Here is a 16,768-nt window from a genome sequence, read left to right as displayed (position 1 = left end):
TAATATAAGAGGGAAGATGAACTATCAACTGAAAGTAATCCCAGAGGATTTTATAGTAAAAGAAAAACATCGTTTGTGCCTAGAGTATAAAGACAGCACAGAACAAAACATATACTTCTTACTCCAAAAGAAAAACTATGAGACATTTGAAGCAATTTCGATAATCGCAAATTATTTTAAAATAAATCAAGAGAACATAGGTTATGCCGGATTGAAAGATATTGATGGAGTAACGGAACAATATATATCTATCAATGCCGCATCGCTCAGTGATAAAATCAAATGCTGCCGAGGCACTTACTGTAATGTTATGGACTTTGAAAATAAATTCATCCGGTTATTCCATACAGGAAAAGTAGGTGCACGAATTAATGTCGCCAGCCTGGAGGGTAATTACTTTAATATAACGGCTCGTGGTATTGATGCCAACATTGGTAATAAAACAAACAATAACTCTTGTATTTCTTTTTCTTTTATTAACTATTACGATACCCAGCGTTTCGGCATTCCAGGGGGAGACAAAATAACACATTTTTTAGGTGCGGCGATTGAGCGAAAGGACTATACATCAGCCATTAAGTTGGTTAATAGAATAAATGATTCACAAGATATTGTTGAGCGCCCTCTGAGAAGCATTGATGACTTCTTTTCGCGTATTGACTTAAGAAAGATAGCGTTCTACCGCTCTGCATATTCCTCATATAAGTGGAACTCTCAGATAATAGAACGTCTTGAAAATTCCAAACAGATAAAAAATAGTATTAAAAGCGAAATTGAAGGAATGAAATTTGTTTTCCCTTGCTGCATAGATAATACTATAGAGGATATTTTAGAAAACTTACCATATAAGTATAAACGCCATGTGGTTGTTGATAAAGATATTATACCTATTGATACCAACAGACCAGCCATTATCAACACTAAAGTAATGCTCGGGAAAATGGAAAAAGATGAGTTCAATTATGGGAAATATAAATTCACCCTTTCATTTTTCTTACCACCGGGTTGTTACGCTACTATGCTCATTAAGCAGTTAATGATGAAATTACATTCTTGAAATAATGACGTTCAGCTTCCCTTCAATAATTAATGACGAGACTTTGCAAAATGAATGTGTTGATAATAATACCACCTTATATACCTTCTTATTTTAATGCAGGTCATCATTTACCTGTTTTCCAGACTTCAGCTTATTTGAGAAAAAACGTCCCTGACCTGACTGTCAAAACAGTAGATGCAGCAGCACTTAATGTTAACTGGAAGCATATTTGTGAACTACTGACAAATACTATTTTCGATGTTATCTTCGTAATGAATGATTTTGATGGAATCGATACATTCCCACGATTTGTCCACTATTGTAAAAAACTATCCCCTCAAAGTAAACTTGTCACTTTTGGCAGATTGAGCAAGCAGAATCCGCATATATTTGAACAATTTTATTTTGATGCAATACATTACTCTGGGGATTATGAAGCAGGGTTGCAAGATTATCTCCTTCAGATGATGGGAGGGAATATGGCCCACGGTTTTCTTAACCGCTCAACGGTAGGATACAAAAAGAACGGTGAGGGCAGAATTCTCAGTAGTGAGGAGTGGGTATTTCCAGATATAAAAGAAATCCCTTATTCTCATTATGACAAAATGTATCTTGATGATTTTAACAAGTTTTGCGGCATTCCTAATAGAAGAGAATTGGTTGTTCCTGTAGCTAGAGGATGTAGCATTGGTTGCAAGTATTGCGATGTACCGTTAATGCAAGGCAGAAATGAACGTCGTGTCACGGTATCCAGCGTAGTTAAATATATCAAAGATTCTTTTTTATACGGAAAATTCGAATATGTAACCTTTTATGCACCGACTTTCACTCTTGATAAAAAGTGGGTGATTGAACTTTGTGATACGTTAATTGCTCAAGATGCTTGTATTCCCTGGAAATGCGTTACAACATTATCCTTCCTGGACGACAAGCTGATAAAAAAAATGTCCCAAGCTAATTGTATAAGAATAAGCTTAGGAATAGAAACGATTGAAGCTACAGTTGCCGAAAATTGTTTACCAAAGGTCAAAACCATGGCATTGAAAAAGTTTGATGAAATATCAAGCCTTTGCCAACAAAGTCATATTGAACTTAACTGCTTTATCATGATGGGACTCCCCGGAGACAGCATTGAAGGGTTAAAACGTACAATACAATATGTTCACAAAAACAATGCTCGTTATAGACCAACAATATTCACACAATATCATCAGATTAACGATGATATGTCTGTTGACGATATTGCTTTATTTAATCGTCAACTATTTCCAACGCGCTCCATTCCGGACGACCAAGAGAAAGAATACTATAAGTTATTTCATGGCTATGAGTATAAAAAAATCACTTCTGTAGATAAGAACATTCCTGTACGTGGCTGTAACAACATTTAATAAATATATTATATCAGGAGGTAATATCACGTGCGCACATTATTAGTTTCGCCAAGTCGGATAACAGAAGGTTCAATCGAGATCGCCGGATTTAAACATGCTACGACTGTAATTATGGCAGCCTCAGTCGCCCTAAAAAAAGATGTGGTTATCAACAATGCACCTGACATTTTGGATACTCATATCATTAGCGAGATTATTAACAATTTAGGTGGGTTTTCCAGCTATCAGGAGAGACTCCTGAAGATTAATTGTTCACAACTCAATAACTGGTATATCCCACGCAAGCTGGCAGAAAAAATCCATGGCGCTATCTATCTTATACCGGTGCTATTAGGACGATTTAAGCAAGTATCTTTCTCATCGTTTGGTGGTTGCGCTATTGGTGAGAATGGAGGTCGCCCTATACAGCATATGCTGGATGTACTATCGCATTTTGGTGCCCATTTTTCATTCAATGACGAGAAAATTGTTGGACGTATTAAGGAGTTTAGTCCTTGTACCATCGATATTATGAAATTTTCAGATTTTACAGACGACCTTACAGGCCCACTTGTGTCTGGGGCGACAAAAACGGCGATACTGGCGTCAATGTTTGTGACTCAAGGTGTTACCAATATTCTCAATCCTTATTTAAAACCTGATGTGACCGAACTGCTTGATTTTTTGAAATTAAATGGCTTTTATATTCATTATAACAAAAATAAGATTGTTATTTTCCCTCCCAACATTCCTGTTGATATGCACTCCGATCGCTGTGTAACAATGACTCTGCTTTCCGACTTGTCAGAAGTTATCACTTATCTCACTTTATCTGCTTTGTCCGGTAAAAAGATAGTTTTGCATTGCAAAAATTTAGATCGTGTTGTTAAGGGATTACAAGCCGAACTGAACTTGTTTGCACGTATTGGTATTTGTATTAATTATAATGCTAGTGATATCTATGCCGAAACACCTCATCCGTTAAAAGCGATTGATGTCGTCGTCAACAGTATGGGTATCTATAGTGACCATCAACCTTTCTTCGCATTACTTTTGTGCCATGCCGACGGTAAATCTTCAATGGAGGAAAGGGTTTGGAAAAATCGCTTCTCTTATGCCCATGAACTAAACAAAATAGGGACAGCTATTGCTGTTTGTGATCGAAGTATTACAATAAACCCAGCTCGGTTGCACTCTGTTTCGCAGTCGCTACACGCACATGATCTTCGGTCTGCTGCTGTTTTGCTTGTTGCCGCTATTGTCAGAAATGGAGAAACCACTATCACTGGAAGCGAACATCTTGAGCGTGGGTATACTCATTTAATTGCAAATTTATCCAGACTAGGTGCTCGTGTTCAATATCTTTTGTAAAACAATAGTTTGTATTTTTAGAGGATTTCAGGTCATGAACTTTTCAAACTTTACACAGGGAGGCCCTTGGCCCTGGTTTGTTTCAGATGACTTTTTTCTACCCGGTTTTATTAAAAGTCTATCCAATACGTTCCCCGATGACAAACTGGTACTTACTGAGCGTAATAATGGATCGGATAAAAGCTACCTGTGTAAGCAGGCTAAGATTTATTCACAGTTCGATGAGAGCATAATTGACACATCATCACTCGATGCATGTTGGCAGTATTTACTCGCCATGGTTAAAACTAATGAATACAAAAGTAAAGTTGAAAAGTTACTAGATATTGACGTGTCAGGAGCATGGATAGAAGTGATAATTAATCAATACTACGAAAATTGTTTTATGTCGATACATACCGATAGAAAGCCAAAATTGCTAACTCATCTTATTTACCTGACAGGTTCTCCAGGTTGTGGATTAGGTGGAGAATTTCTAATTCACAATAAAAGTGGAGAAATTATTGATGCGATAGAACCAATACCCGGCAAGAGTATAATTTTCAAACGGACCGAAAATTCTTATCATTCCGTCAACAAGATGCATAAAAAATACAAAAGAAACTCTATCCAGATCGTTTTCTGGGAACATCAACCACCAGCCACTCCCATAGGCAGGATTACGTATTTGAATAAATAAAACCTTATGGACTGAAAAGGATTGTTATATGACCGAACGCCTTTTATTTGAGTTTGCCGGAGAGAAATTCTCATTAATTTCCCGGGATGGTGTTAATTTAAATGAAGTTATCTTATATTTGACACCCGCCTTCAGAATAATAAATGTGGCAACCCCCGTTACCTGCACCATCAACCTCTACGTTAGAAAATTTGTTCAAACCTGGGTAGACGAAAATCGCCCTTGGCGTATGCCGCCTGTGTTGAACGTCGATCTAGATGGCAATGGTGGCGGCTTAAGAATAGTAAAGTATTCTGACGAAGAAAAAATCATTTACCGAGAACCTGAAAAGGATAGCGTAGGGGCTCTCATTGAAGTTAATCAGTGTAACAGAACTTGGAATATCACCATTTCTGAAGATGGCCACCTAAATGATAAAACCTTTTCCCGAATAATTAAGCAACTGGTAGGGTATTGTACTTACAAAAAGAAAGCTCAAGTTCTTCATGCTTCATGTGTAATAATTAAAGACACCAGTTATGTTTTTTTTGGACCAAGAGGTTCCGGAAAATCTAGTTTTCTCCTACGATGCTGTACCGATCTCAATGCTGATTTTAAATCTGACGACCTATTAATTTGTTGGTCAGAGGGAAATGATGTCCAGCTTTCAGGTTGGCCACGCCGGATGGGTATTTCATTAAGTTCCTTAGATAGCTCTGTGGTAGGTACTATAAAACCGTTCTCTCTTAGACGTAAACAACCCCTCGAGGATAACTGGCTCAATGATATTGGACAGCATTATCCACCGAATTCGCGGAAGAGGATCTTATTTGATGTCGATGAGTTTATGCAGACATTTAATACTAATTATAGCGATTTTACGGGAAGGATTGTTTTTCTAATGCTTAATTTTGTTAATGAGGAGAATATATTGAGACTAACCCATTTGAACGGAGTGGATGACCATAACATCTTCACCAACCCTAACCAAGAACGCCATTTTGTTGATTACCTTAATTTGGCACCTTCACCGCTTGTCCCCGGCGTTAAGCATACTTTTACCGAGTTGAGTTCTCATAATAACCTTTTTCAGCTAAGCTACGGTCCAAATATTTTTTCGGACTTTCGTAAAACATGGCAACTTATCGAGCAGGAAATAAAGCGTCATGCTGCATCATAATGGTCTTGTTGCTATTATTGTCGGTGCGCCTGGATGCGGTAAAACAACCCTTTCTCCTTTTATTTCAACTATTATCACTGCAGCCGAGGAAAACAACCTTAGTACAGAGCGTACTGTCAAAATTATTGATGACTTCTTAGCGGAATATATTTCTATTCATCCTGATGCTTCGTTATGCCTTCTTAATCGTATTTTACATCGTGCCGGGTTAGCACTTCCGCAACACATTCACCTTAACAAAGGTAAAGTCGCTGAAACAGGCGATCTGCCCAATTATCATAACGGTCGGGGTGAGATTAATCGTTCTCTCACACCGCTCGCTAATGCTTACTGTTTTTCACGAGTTTTACTACAGCAAGCAAATGTCATTATCACCGGTACGGGAATATCCATGTACCGTTTTTTGCCTTTACTGAACCAACAACCGGAAAGAGCGGTAAAAGTAATTATACCTGCTAAGGATTTTAAGGGATACTTCTCAGGCGCATTAACAAATGCTGCTAAAGTCAGAACCGGACAGGGTGGGGTTAATCATAAAAGGCTAGTACCTATATCTGTGTTATCTCAGTTGTACACATTGCAAGATACTTTATTGGCTGAGGGGGGAACTTGGGCGCAAGTTTCCCAGCTTCATACCTTCTCTTCATTGGCCCATATGATTTTAAATCATTCGCAGTATTTGCCCAAGCAGGAGATCGCTTTGATTAAGTCTCATATGGATAGTTTCCTCGCATGCAACGCAGACTAGTCCTTTATTTATTTCATCAGAGGCTTTCATGTTAATTTCCTATTCGCATACTAAAGTTAACGCCCTAGAGTGGAACAACTTTATTTGCCAACATTCCAGTACACCTTATCCACAATCTACTTATAATGGCGAATATTCTATGGCCTGCTATGGCTACACTCCGACCTATGTTTCGATTGATATCCAAGGCGCTTGCCTAAGATGCCTAGTACTGATAAATGAAAATACGGGTACGGTTAAGTGGTCTTGCGGGCCAGTTATTTCTGGACCTTACCAGCAAATCCCTCTGCTAGTTAAAAAATTTTTTGAGTGGCTTAGCTCTCTTAATCTAAGTATAAATAAAGCGAGTTTTACAGCAGATGACACATTTGAGACATTGTCACTTTGTAACCACCTATGTTATTACGCACAAGAACTGAGCTTAAAAATATCATTATCTACACTTATTAAAAAAGACTTAACTACCGATTTATGGCTTGATGCCGTTTATTATTCAGGAGGAAAAAAAAGGAAAATAAAGCATATTATTGATAGAGTAAAACGTGATAATGTCGATATCATTACTTGTTCAGAAAATATGGTTTACGCAAGGGATGAATTGTATCGAGTGCATTATCTTAATGCGATTCAACAAGGATATGAAAGAAATAAAATTTATGATCAGTCTGCTTTAAATGCGATAGAATCCATTATTTTACAGGATAACGCAGGCATCAGCAGGAGTTTTTTTACCGTTATAGATGGCGTGATATTGTCATGCCTGAATATTGTGATTCTTGGTTCTGAATGTTATCTAAGAAAACTTGCTATTAATCATCGCTCTAATTATAAAGATCCTGGCTCATCTTATTATGCAATGATGGCAGCAGCGGAGTGGGCAAAATCCCAGGGTTTAAGTACGTTTAACCTCTCTATCGCCCGACTTTCTGAGGAACCGAAAACAAGTCGGTTACGTCAGTATAAAAGTCGTTTTGGCAAAAAAATCGTTCCTCTTTATGAACTGAAAAGCGATAAATAAATGATCAATTGTAGACGAGTAAACTATGGTAACATCTCTTTTTTCAGAACATCTCTTTCATATTCATCAGGAGCACTTTTCCCTGCAACGTTAGATGTTTTAGTTGATTTCAGAGGACGAATGGCTCCTAAGGTTTTATTTCCTTTTGCCAAAAAGATTGTTCATATGCCAATGGATACCGTTGGAGAAGCTTACCGCCGCTCCCTTACGCCTACAGTTGATGAACTTATTGATTTTTATATAGAAATAGTTGATAAGCACAGAAATGAATTTTCACAATTATTCAGAATTGTTTACTCATTACCTATGGTTGGTTTCGGTTGTTATTTCGGTAAAGATCGTACAGGCATAGCAAGCTACCTTCTTGGTAAAAAACTCAATGCTACACTTGATGACATCATCCTTGATTATACCCAGTCAGAGTATGAGCTGATCAAAAATATCGATCTGTTTTCTGCTCACTGGCTTAAAAGAAATATGAGCAAAGAGAGCTATATAAAAAGGCTGGCATGCCCTAGTCAGGCTATTAAAACACTCGACCATTATCTTATTCAGCGATACGGGAGCATCGATTGCTATCTTGATGAGTAGTTTATTTCAACCAATTTGCGATGGTTACCATTGCAAATAAATTTTGGATACTCAATTTTGTTTCCCTGACTGTAATACACCTTGTCAATAAGGTCTACTACTTGAGCTAAAAATTACTGGAGGTATAGGAATGAAAACTTTCATCCTTTCCGTCATTATTCTTTTTTTAATTGCTATGTGTTGCACTCTTTTCGTGATACTTAAATCAAATAAAAATGAATCATACTTAATACATTCTGAGGTCACTAAGGATGCTGACAAACATGTCATGTGTCTCACACTAAAGGTAAGCAATACGATAACCCACCACCGTTGGCTTACGGAGAGACAGCCTTGCCGCTATGAAACGGTGGTCTGCTCCCCGTTTATTAACACACTTAACACACCGCGATGTTAGTAATGCCATATACCTTTGATACCGCAACAGCAAGGGTTTTATAAAAGGTCATAGGCAGGAGCAGATCACACATTATCCTGACAACACAGATATTACAATGGTAAGGTAGAAGTCCAATTCACTTTGCAAATACATTTAAACTGCTTCCCTTCACTATATAATGGATTTTCCTCATCACGGACTACTACGGAAGCTCCGCCAATCAACGTGTCATCGGAACCCTGCACCTTAACATCCGTCGCTGATCTGTCTGGACTCAGACGTACTGAGGTCGCTGCCCTTCGTACTCTTTGTCCTTACTTACTCCAAGTTGCTAGTAGTCAGCAACGCGAGCATGATAGACGCTCCTGTCCCTGAATTTTGCATACATGCCAAAATAATATTTTCGTCTGGCAGTAGTTACGTATAACTGCAAGTTCCTCCTGCTCGGCCTGTCAGATCACGTAGGCCCTGGTAACATTTATGCGAATTAACGGGTTCATGTTCCTCAGCCTTTCAGTACTCAACCTTGAAGATCGTCTCGGCTTAGTTGTCTCACCTCAATCCCTGTTGTCAGCGGGTCACATTACCCTGCGGACAGCTGCAGGTCTCTTCCTTTCAGCTTCTCCACCATCAACCCCTGGTGGGATTGTTGGGTTTCTCGTCGTGAGTGACCTGTTCATTGTTACCGGGAATCAATGATCGGTTTGGGACGGAATATGCACAAGTCAAGGCGTGAATTACTATGGCCTAAAATCGTCATCAACAAGTTGTCATCACATCCGAGATTTTTAAATTATTAAAATCCTGTACACTGAATGCGATTAAAGCATTATTCCACATCACCTTTAAAATATACTTGCTTAATGTAACGCCCTCGGCTATCCCCATGCCCTAAATCCATCGATACCAGTGCCTCTGCTTCTACGCGACTCATTCCATTTTTGACATGATGAGTCACCGCATCGCGTGAATACGCGTATCGCAAACTATGCGGAGCATCTTTTCCTGTCATTCCAGCCTCACGAACAATATTCCTGTACCGTTCTATTGCTGTATGCAATGAAGGTTTATCAATCAATTTCCCATTGTGTTCATCACAATATTTTATTGCCGCATCTAAAATAGATAAAACCTTTTCGCGATTAAAAATGGTCGTATCGCGTGGACGCCCCCCTTTCGTGCCGAAAACAACCCGAACACATTCGTCCCCATTAATTAAAGCCTGCCTCCATGTTTTTAAAGACTTTGCTGACTGAACAGCTTCTTCCGTTCGCAAACCTACATAGCGAGACAACTGAACACCCAATGCTACCCCTGCATCTTTTTTTAAGACGTGATTTATGACAGCAGTTAATTTTTCATCCGAAATAGGGGCTTTTGTCCCATCACGGTTAGCACCTGAAATCCCGAGAGCCTGGTTGCTCAATTTCTCATGGTTGGGATCAGCAAGTTTATTTCGCCCCGCAGCTGACATGATTGAACGCACTGCTGCCATCTCGTTTTGCAATGTACGGAGCGACAGGTTTTCAGCCTGCCGGCTATGAATATATTTTTCGATATGGGTCGTCTTGATGTGTTTTACATCACGAATTTGAATATTCAACTTTGCCAGACGTTCAGAAAAACGGTCCGCAATTCTGGAACGGTCAGCAACGGTTTTAAAACTCCCTCGTCCCTGACGAGCAAGCGTGACAAGTTGTTTTCCTAGCTGTTTACCGAATCTGGACATTCCTATATCTCCACAGGGATACACGTCCCTCGGCTTGTAAATAAGCGGACGGATCTGTACCCCAGTAATTCATCCCCGACGACACGGTTGCTTTTGCGCTTCCTGCGTCTCAACTGGTATCTGTGCATCGGGGCGGCGAATTGTTGAGTTCTTGCGAGGCACCCCAGATCTCTGATCTGTTTGCTGCTTATGCAGAGCTGACTTACGTCAAGCTGCCTCCAACACTACTGTTCGTAGTGTCGCCATCGATACCGAGTCGATTTCCTCCTTACTGATAGTTGAACGTTCAGACGGCCTTCCGTCGTGCTTACGTTGATGTAAAAGTGAGTTTAATACCGTACTGACACGGACTACATGTTGGTCAGATGGTAGTAAAACGTTGAAAACCACGTCGTACGTGGGTTGAGACGTTATGCGCTGCGCGCGTCACTTGGTAGTGTCTTCGCCACTTCACAAGTGACGCCGCGCAGCTTCGTGCTCCTAATGCAACTCCGTAAGCGGCCAAATGTACCAAATGGCCTTATCCGTCGATGCAAAAGTCGTACGAAACTCAGGGCGTATCACTGCAAATGAGAAGACGTTGAACTGATGCCGTTCACAGAACGGAAGTGAATTGAAACTGGCAGATTTGCTACACAGTAAACCTTCATCGCCGCGTCATAGTGCGCTTTCATAGACGATATCTGCTTTCAAAGGTGAGCAGATTTGCCACATTTTTCATGTACTCCCTTTCAGGCTTAGAGAGTTTTATTGTGCAGTCACCCGAAGGCGCTCCTCACAGACTGCCGGAACATTGGTGGTCGCAGCTTAAGTGCGACTGTAGCCACCCGAAGGCGCTCATCACAGGCTACAAGAGCATTGGTGGTCGCCAGTGCGACAGTACAACAGTTTGATAGTACCAACAGGGAAATACGACGTCAAATGGATGTAGACATCGTTTTTTGGGTGAGTAATATGTAGTTTTCTCCGATGAAAGTGGTTGATATGGATATTTTAAAACAACGCCTTATGATTCTGACTTTCGGATTATCTAACTTTTTATTCTTTTATTTATTATTAACCTCTATTGATCTAAATATATTCTTAATGACTAGGCTTGATTTCTCAATATTACATTTGCAGATAATTAAGCCTCTGATGATGCTTTTAATTTTTTTATCCATAACTCACTTATTAAATCACACCTCACTTTACCAAGGATTAACCTGGGGGAAGCCTAATAAGCAGTCATTTGTTTTTTTCTTGCTCATAATTATTGCTTACACTGCTTCATACTACCTTACGCCGAAAGAACCCTTCGTTACAGAATTTACTAAAGGTTTGTCACATGAAATGGCAGCTGTAAAAATCGCAGCCACAATTATTATTTTCCCTCTACTGGAGGAACTGGTTTTCAGAGGAATTATCCTGAGTTCTTTTTTAAACGCCCTTGGTGAAAAGGCGGGCTATATCATCGGTGGGCTGACAGTTTCTGTTTTGTTTGCAGTTATACACACACAGTATTCATTGCCCACCAAAATCCAAATGTTTTCACTTTCATTAATTTTCTGTGGAGCAAGATATCAAAGCAGAGGGCTTCTTTTACCAATTCTACTGCATGCTTTTTGTATCGCGCTTGGCCTATATATTGAGTTAAAATAAACCAACTACAAAAGGTAGTTATCATTAACACATAATGATAACTACCTTTTCCGGATAAAATATCACTCACCTATAGCCACGGAATGAATTTCCTTCATCAACTTCTGTACGCCAGATCCCGATAGCCTTTCTGCAGATGCCGAAGAATATGTTATATAGAGTTTACTCCCACTCCCGTTTTTTTCAATTTCTACATCTAAATGATCGTTATCATTCCAGTCAGATCCCATTTTATAATAGCTACCAGGTATTGCCTCCCAAACTGGATGTGCATCATCTTCAGCGGCCGCTTTCCATGCCCCGTCATTAGAGCTATTCCGTAAACTATCCAGCTCCTGACTTGACATAAACTTGTAATGTCTTTTTATTCTGGCAGCAGCAGTATCTACATCAACAGCTACAGTATAATTTTTAGACTTGGATTCTTTTTTTAATGACTGAGGTAAATGCATTGGTGTTGTAACATCAGTTGATGGGTTAGAGTTTCCCCTCAAAGAGTTCATTATACCTGAAGCACCATCACTGATTTTCTTATTTGTATCTGCTATTTCCTGCATGCTACAGGCTGTGACAAGAGCAGGAATTATTAAAATGGCGGTAAGACTCCTCACGATCCATATCCTCCAAACATATTTACTAAAAAAGCGGTCAATGAAAAGTACGCTTGACTTATTCACCATGTAACAGACTGTAAACCCTGCCGTATAGAGTTTGTAATGTCAATGGTGCGGTTTCGAGCAAATATAAAAAAGATGATTACCTTACTCTGACAATATCATCCAATCTGGTTGTAAAAGCGGGCGAAAGTCTTTCTCTTCGCATCTTCCAGCCTGTGGCATCACTTTTAATGCCCTGTCCTGCAAACCAGACTGAACCCTTACCAGAGCTGTTAATGCTGTCTATGAGTGTCATTAATTCATCGCTATTACGATGAGGCTGAAGGTCATCGAACAGGGTAAGTTGTGATACTGCCGCGCTGCGAAAATCGGTGAGAATTACACCTGCGCGTTGATAACGATGCCCCGGGATGAATATTGTTTCAAGAGCTCTTATAGCCGCCTTGATGATATCCCGGGAATCACGGGCCGGAACAGCAAGCTCCGTTACAGCCTGATTTTTATAGAACGATTCATTCTCTGCAAAGGGACTGGTACTGATGAATACCGCTACTCGTTTACAAAACTGGTGCTCTGCGCGTAACTTTTCTGCTGCACGTTCGGCATGAGCGCAGACAGCCTGATGGATGCTGAATTCATCTGTAGGTTTTTCTCCAAAGGAGCGGGAGCATATGATTTGCTCCTTTGGAGCTGTAAACTCTTCAAAGCCCAGGCAGGGCGTGCCGTTGAGTTCTCTTACTGTTCGTTCAACAACCACTGAAAATTGCTTACGAATAAATGAAGGAGACAGCTCAGACAGCTGGAGTGCATTGTTAATCCCCATCAACTGCAATTTTTTACCGAGCCGACGGCCAATACCCCAGACCTCTTCGACTGACACCAAGGCCATTAACTTTCGCTGTCGCCCTATATTGCTCAGGTCAACTACTCCTCGCGTAGCTGGCCAGCGTTTACTTGCATATTGGGCCAGTTTAGCCAGAGTTTTCGTTGGGCCTATCCCCACCCCCACGGTAAGGTGTGTCCTGCGCCTGATCTGCTCACGTATCTGATGGCCAAAAACCTCAAGTGATAAAAGACCACTTACTCCCGTAAGATCGCAAAAGGCTTCATCAATACTGTATATTTCTACGCGGGGAGCTAACATCTGCAAAATAGTCATCACTCTGTCAGACATGTCAGCATAAAGGCTGTAATTACTGGAAAAGGCAACAACGCCTCTTCTTTCCGCCTCGCGGCCAACCTTGAACCAAGGGTCACCCATTTTTAGCCCAAGTGACTTCGCAGCTGCTGAACGGGCTATTATGCATCCATCATTATTGGATAGTACAACCACAGGTTTGCCACGGAGGTCTGGCCTGAAAACGGTTTCGCATGAAGCATAAAAAGAATTCACATCGACCAGCGCAAACATGCTCAGGCATCCCGGAATTTGAAGGAGTGAACGAGATGACGTACCACACCAAAGACCACTGTTTCTATATCCTCAGTAAGGGGGATTGAAGAATAAGCTGGATTAGCCGGGACCAGAGCTGGTGATGGCAATAGCTGAAGCCTCTTACAGGTAAACTCCCCATCTACGGCTGCAATGACAATGTCACCGTGCTTTGCCTCACGAATACACTCCACTATTAGTAAATCACCGTCTTTAATCCCGGCATTAAGCATCGAATCCCCCTCTGCCCGCACCAGATAGGTACTTTCCGGATAGCGGATGCAAAGGTCATCGAGGGAAAGACGTTTTTCGACATAATCCTGTGCTGGAGAAGGGAAACCACATGAAACCCCATCACCAAACAACGGAACGCATGCCAGTGATGAATTGCTACCTGTAAGTCTGGCGATAGCCGCCATCATCAAAACCGGTGTGTTTGCTGAATTTTTCTGCGAACTTTTATCCCAACACATCGTCTGTTCTAAAGGAATTGGCATAACTCGCCCCTCAGATTATACTGTATATAAGCACAGTATAATGATGCTTTTTTAATGATGACAAGTCGTAACGCATTGAAAAAAATTAACCCGATGATATTAGAGAATTTATTAGTAACTCTGAGTACTGAAGCAGTAATTAGTAATTGCTCAAAAAATCCGCTATAGTCCCTTTAGAACTCACCTAATTCGGAGGGGGAGATGTATCAGTCTCAAGAAAAACGCGCCTGGGAACGTGGTGTTCGTCTCGCTGCAATATGGAAGGGTATCAAAAAAATTTTTACACGTTTAGATCAGCGCTGCGTCATACTGGCTAAACAATACAAACTGCCGAAGTGGTTAGGCCACATACCGCTGCTTTTAGCTGTCCTTTGTTCGTTAGTTGCACTTATAGCAGGCGGTTTCTTGATAAGCTGCAGCGCAGTTTTATTATGGACTTTTATTGCTGCCATAACACATATAGGATCTAGCTCTAAAGATGCTTCAATAAATAGTTTTAATGAAAAGAAAGATGAAAATAATTTTCATGATGAATTTGTAATGAATAGCGCCATCAATAATGAATATGATGGCGCTCCTTACAAATCCCCGAGTGAAGATTAGGCCCAATTAACTCGGCCAGTAAAACTACCCTTTGGTTGCTTTACTGCCGATAGCATTACCAGCAGCTTCTCCAAGTTTCCCGCCTGTATTCTGAGCAGTTTCAGTACCCTTTTGAAAGGCAGCGCTAACAGCGACACCCACGCTGGCCCCTGCCCACGAAAGAGCTCCCAGCCAAACGGCAGGCAGTACAATAAACATCGCTCCCATTACTAGATTCATAATGAGGTCATCTGAGCTGTTCTGCAGTCCCGCCATATTGAAGCGGCTGTGTGTATCCGAACTGTACAACGCGGTTAACAGCCAGCTGTCGAGCCAGCGCGCCAGTTCCCACCAGAACGTCAGGAAGTTCAGGGCGAATATTACAAAGGTCAGCGTAATAACGGTCTTGAACTCGTAAGCCGCAAACGCCAGAATCAGCGGCAGCATGACATATATTGCCATCAGCAGGATAGCCTGCACCATTGGCAGCGCCTGTCGCATCGCATCGAACGCCGGGAATGCAGCCAGACTGCCGAGAGATGTCCCGCCAATAGCCGCCACGCGTGCCGCTGCATTATCCAGGGTAAAATCGGCGTTACCTCCATAGCCGGCATACACATGGCCACTCTGTGAGACCGTCAGGCTCTCCGGGCTGACCAGGCGCCGTATGACAGCTTCCTGATAGTCACTGTCGTTAAAGCCTGACATTTTCATGGCGGCCGAGATACGCAGCCACATATCCGGGTCAGCCTGGTCCTTCACGCGGGCTTTCAGACCGGTATCCGCACTGCTCCACCATTCGCTGCAGGTGGGATAGCCTCCTCTTCCGGTATTGGGTCGGCCGCTGTCCCGGCTGTCAGACCATGGGAACGCAGCCCGGGGCAGTTTGGACTGCAACGAAGGATAATACCGGCTCAGGAATGTACTGCTGCCAATCCATTCGATATCACGCAGCGTGGTTTTGTCCTTTGTCTGGCCCTGATCCTGTTGCTTCCACAGATACAACGCAACCGAATAGCAGTCGTTGGTGAAGTCCTGCAGCTCCTGCGCCAGCGCTTTGTTGTCGATACGCGTATGCTGCACTTCAAAGCGGATCTGGCGCATGTCAGGGCGGCAGGGAATGGTCGCCACGGCCGCCTGGGTTACCCCTTTTGAGAGTTTATGAATCAGCACCCACCATACCGGTGCTGCAGCCGTCTGGTCGTTGAGACTGGTGACCACGCCGGCATAGCCGCTTTCATCCGGCGCTTTGGGCGTCCACACACCACAGCTCTTTGCCCGGGTTGTGTCGTACTGCATCGTACTGAGGCTGACATTAATCAGCGGTACGCAGCAGGCAATCATCACCAGGAAGCCGGCATACAGCGCGTTCTCGATACGGGGCAGCGACAGCATCCCCTTGTTGCCTTCATCCTCCCCCTCTTCACGGACCCTGAGCCAGATACCCACCACCTTAAACGCCAGCGGAAGGACAAAAAGGCCGGTGCTCAGCAGGACATTCCACAGACCGTTATTGATCACCCAGCCGAGCAGCGTGAGAAAATACTCAAGATAGCTATTTGTCGTCATCTTCAGACTCCCGGACCGGTAAACATCGCGTACTCACACAACGCGATAAAAAGCACACTGACCACACTGATGCGCAGCAGCGGCCGCCGGTATGCCTCCCGGAAGCCCGGCGCATGCCGGATTTTCCAGAGGCCCCACGCAACCAGCGCATACAGCGCCAGTCGCCACATCAGCCAGCCGTAACGCGTCGACTGCATCCAGCTCCGGAATGCAGCAGCTTCAGTCGGATGTTTCATGGCGGTGTCAGCCATCATCAGTGAGACCACCATGAACAGCGCCGTGCAGGCGAGGAAGATGCCGGCACGGGTCAGGACTTTCCTGACAGTCGTTTTATTACGCATCCT

General features: G+C 42.2%; 16 protein-coding genes. 10 read left to right on the top strand and 6 right to left on the bottom strand.

From position 1 onward, the window contains the following. Positions 1–16 precede the first annotated feature (16 nt). From truD to H7K56_RS17445, 8 genes are read left to right on the top strand one after another with little or no spacing between them, the layout of a single operon-like run. Positions 17–1,057, top strand: coding sequence for a tRNA pseudouridine(13) synthase TruD (gene truD / locus H7K56_RS17480; RefSeq protein ID WP_126521933.1), 1,041 nt, complete (start codon positions 17–19; stop codon positions 1,055–1,057). 50 nt (positions 1,058–1,107) lie between these two features. Continuing rightward, positions 1,108–2,430 carry a B12-binding domain-containing radical SAM protein gene (locus H7K56_RS17475; RefSeq protein WP_170264744.1) on the top strand — a complete coding sequence of 441 codons (1,323 nt, stop codon included), beginning with the start codon at positions 1,108–1,110 and terminating at the stop codon, positions 2,428–2,430. Between the two features lie 30 nt (positions 2,431–2,460). Next, positions 2,461–3,783 carry a carboxyvinyltransferase gene (locus H7K56_RS17470; protein WP_126521929.1) on the top strand — a complete coding sequence of 441 codons (1,323 nt, stop codon included), beginning with the start codon at positions 2,461–2,463 and terminating at the stop codon, positions 3,781–3,783. 34 nt (positions 3,784–3,817) lie between these two features. Next, the gene (locus H7K56_RS17465; protein WP_126521927.1) at positions 3,818–4,462 is read left to right on the top strand and encodes a 2OG-Fe(II) oxygenase; all 645 of its coding nucleotides are present in this window, start codon (positions 3,818–3,820) and stop codon (positions 4,460–4,462) included. A 28-nt stretch (positions 4,463–4,490) separates the two neighbouring features. Then, positions 4,491–5,621 carry a hypothetical protein gene (locus tag H7K56_RS17460; RefSeq protein WP_126521925.1) on the top strand — a complete coding sequence of 377 codons (1,131 nt, stop codon included), beginning with the start codon at positions 4,491–4,493 and terminating at the stop codon, positions 5,619–5,621. Continuing rightward, positions 5,608–6,369: a hypothetical protein gene (locus tag H7K56_RS17455; RefSeq protein ID WP_150360443.1), complete on the top strand. Its 762-nt coding sequence runs from the start codon at positions 5,608–5,610 to the stop codon at positions 6,367–6,369. Before H7K56_RS17460 ends, H7K56_RS17455 begins: the two co-directional genes overlap by 14 nt. Before the next feature lie 28 nt (positions 6,370–6,397). Continuing rightward, entirely contained in the window at positions 6,398–7,387 is a 990-nt protein-coding gene (locus H7K56_RS17450) for a GNAT family N-acetyltransferase (protein ID WP_150360444.1), read from the top strand. Continuing rightward, a complete protein-coding gene (locus tag H7K56_RS17445) occupies positions 7,388–7,978 on the top strand; it encodes a tyrosine-protein phosphatase (RefSeq protein ID WP_080940460.1) in 591 nt (196 codons plus the stop codon). 1,208 nt (positions 7,979–9,186) lie between these two features. On the opposite strand, the gene H7K56_RS17440 is transcribed toward H7K56_RS17445, so the two are convergent. Then, positions 9,187–10,086 (bottom strand): integrase domain-containing protein, encoded by a 900-nt coding sequence (locus H7K56_RS17440; RefSeq protein ID WP_126521919.1) that lies wholly within the window; start codon positions 10,084–10,086, stop codon positions 9,187–9,189. A 984-nt stretch (positions 10,087–11,070) separates the two neighbouring features. Here H7K56_RS17440 and H7K56_RS17435 point away from each other — a divergent pair. Further along, positions 11,071–11,727 carry a CPBP family intramembrane glutamic endopeptidase gene (locus tag H7K56_RS17435; protein ID WP_150360517.1) on the top strand — a complete coding sequence of 219 codons (657 nt, stop codon included), beginning with the start codon at positions 11,071–11,073 and terminating at the stop codon, positions 11,725–11,727. A 62-nt stretch (positions 11,728–11,789) separates the two neighbouring features. On the opposite strand, the gene H7K56_RS17430 is transcribed toward H7K56_RS17435, so the two are convergent. From H7K56_RS17430 to umuD, 3 genes are all read right to left on the bottom strand, one after another. Then, complete coding sequence (locus tag H7K56_RS17430) at positions 11,790–12,338, bottom strand: hypothetical protein (RefSeq protein ID WP_229705475.1); 549 nt, start codon at positions 12,336–12,338, stop codon at positions 11,790–11,792. 145 nt (positions 12,339–12,483) lie between these two features. Beyond that, entirely contained in the window at positions 12,484–13,755 is a 1,272-nt protein-coding gene (gene umuC / locus H7K56_RS17425; protein ID WP_150360445.1) for a translesion error-prone DNA polymerase V subunit UmuC, read from the bottom strand. 2 nt (positions 13,756–13,757) lie between these two features. Further along, complete coding sequence (gene umuD, locus H7K56_RS17420; protein ID WP_249042713.1) at positions 13,758–14,195, bottom strand: translesion error-prone DNA polymerase V autoproteolytic subunit; 438 nt, start codon at positions 14,193–14,195, stop codon at positions 13,758–13,760. Between the two features lie 279 nt (positions 14,196–14,474). Here umuD and H7K56_RS17415 point away from each other — a divergent pair, with 279 nt between their 5' ends. Next, a complete protein-coding gene (locus H7K56_RS17415; protein WP_004115509.1) occupies positions 14,475–14,876 on the top strand; it encodes a hypothetical protein in 402 nt (133 codons plus the stop codon). A gap of 24 nt (positions 14,877–14,900) precedes the next feature. On the opposite strand, the gene H7K56_RS17410 is transcribed toward H7K56_RS17415, so the two are convergent. Beyond that, positions 14,901–16,424 carry a conjugal transfer protein TraG N-terminal domain-containing protein gene (locus H7K56_RS17410; RefSeq protein ID WP_029593071.1) on the bottom strand — a complete coding sequence of 508 codons (1,524 nt, stop codon included), beginning with the start codon at positions 16,422–16,424 and terminating at the stop codon, positions 14,901–14,903. Between the two features lie 2 nt (positions 16,425–16,426). Continuing rightward, positions 16,427–16,765, bottom strand: a complete 339-nt coding sequence (locus H7K56_RS17405; RefSeq protein WP_150360447.1) for a hypothetical protein — start codon at positions 16,763–16,765, stop codon at positions 16,427–16,429. Positions 16,766–16,768 lie beyond the last annotated feature (3 nt).

Origin of the sequence: Pantoea dispersa (genome assembly GCF_014155765.1) — a bacterium.
Classification (GTDB): domain Bacteria; phylum Pseudomonadota; class Gammaproteobacteria; order Enterobacterales; family Enterobacteriaceae; genus Pantoea; species Pantoea dispersa.
The sequence above is the reverse complement of the archived record's forward strand: the minus strand, read 5'-3'. Positions and strand labels throughout refer to the sequence as shown.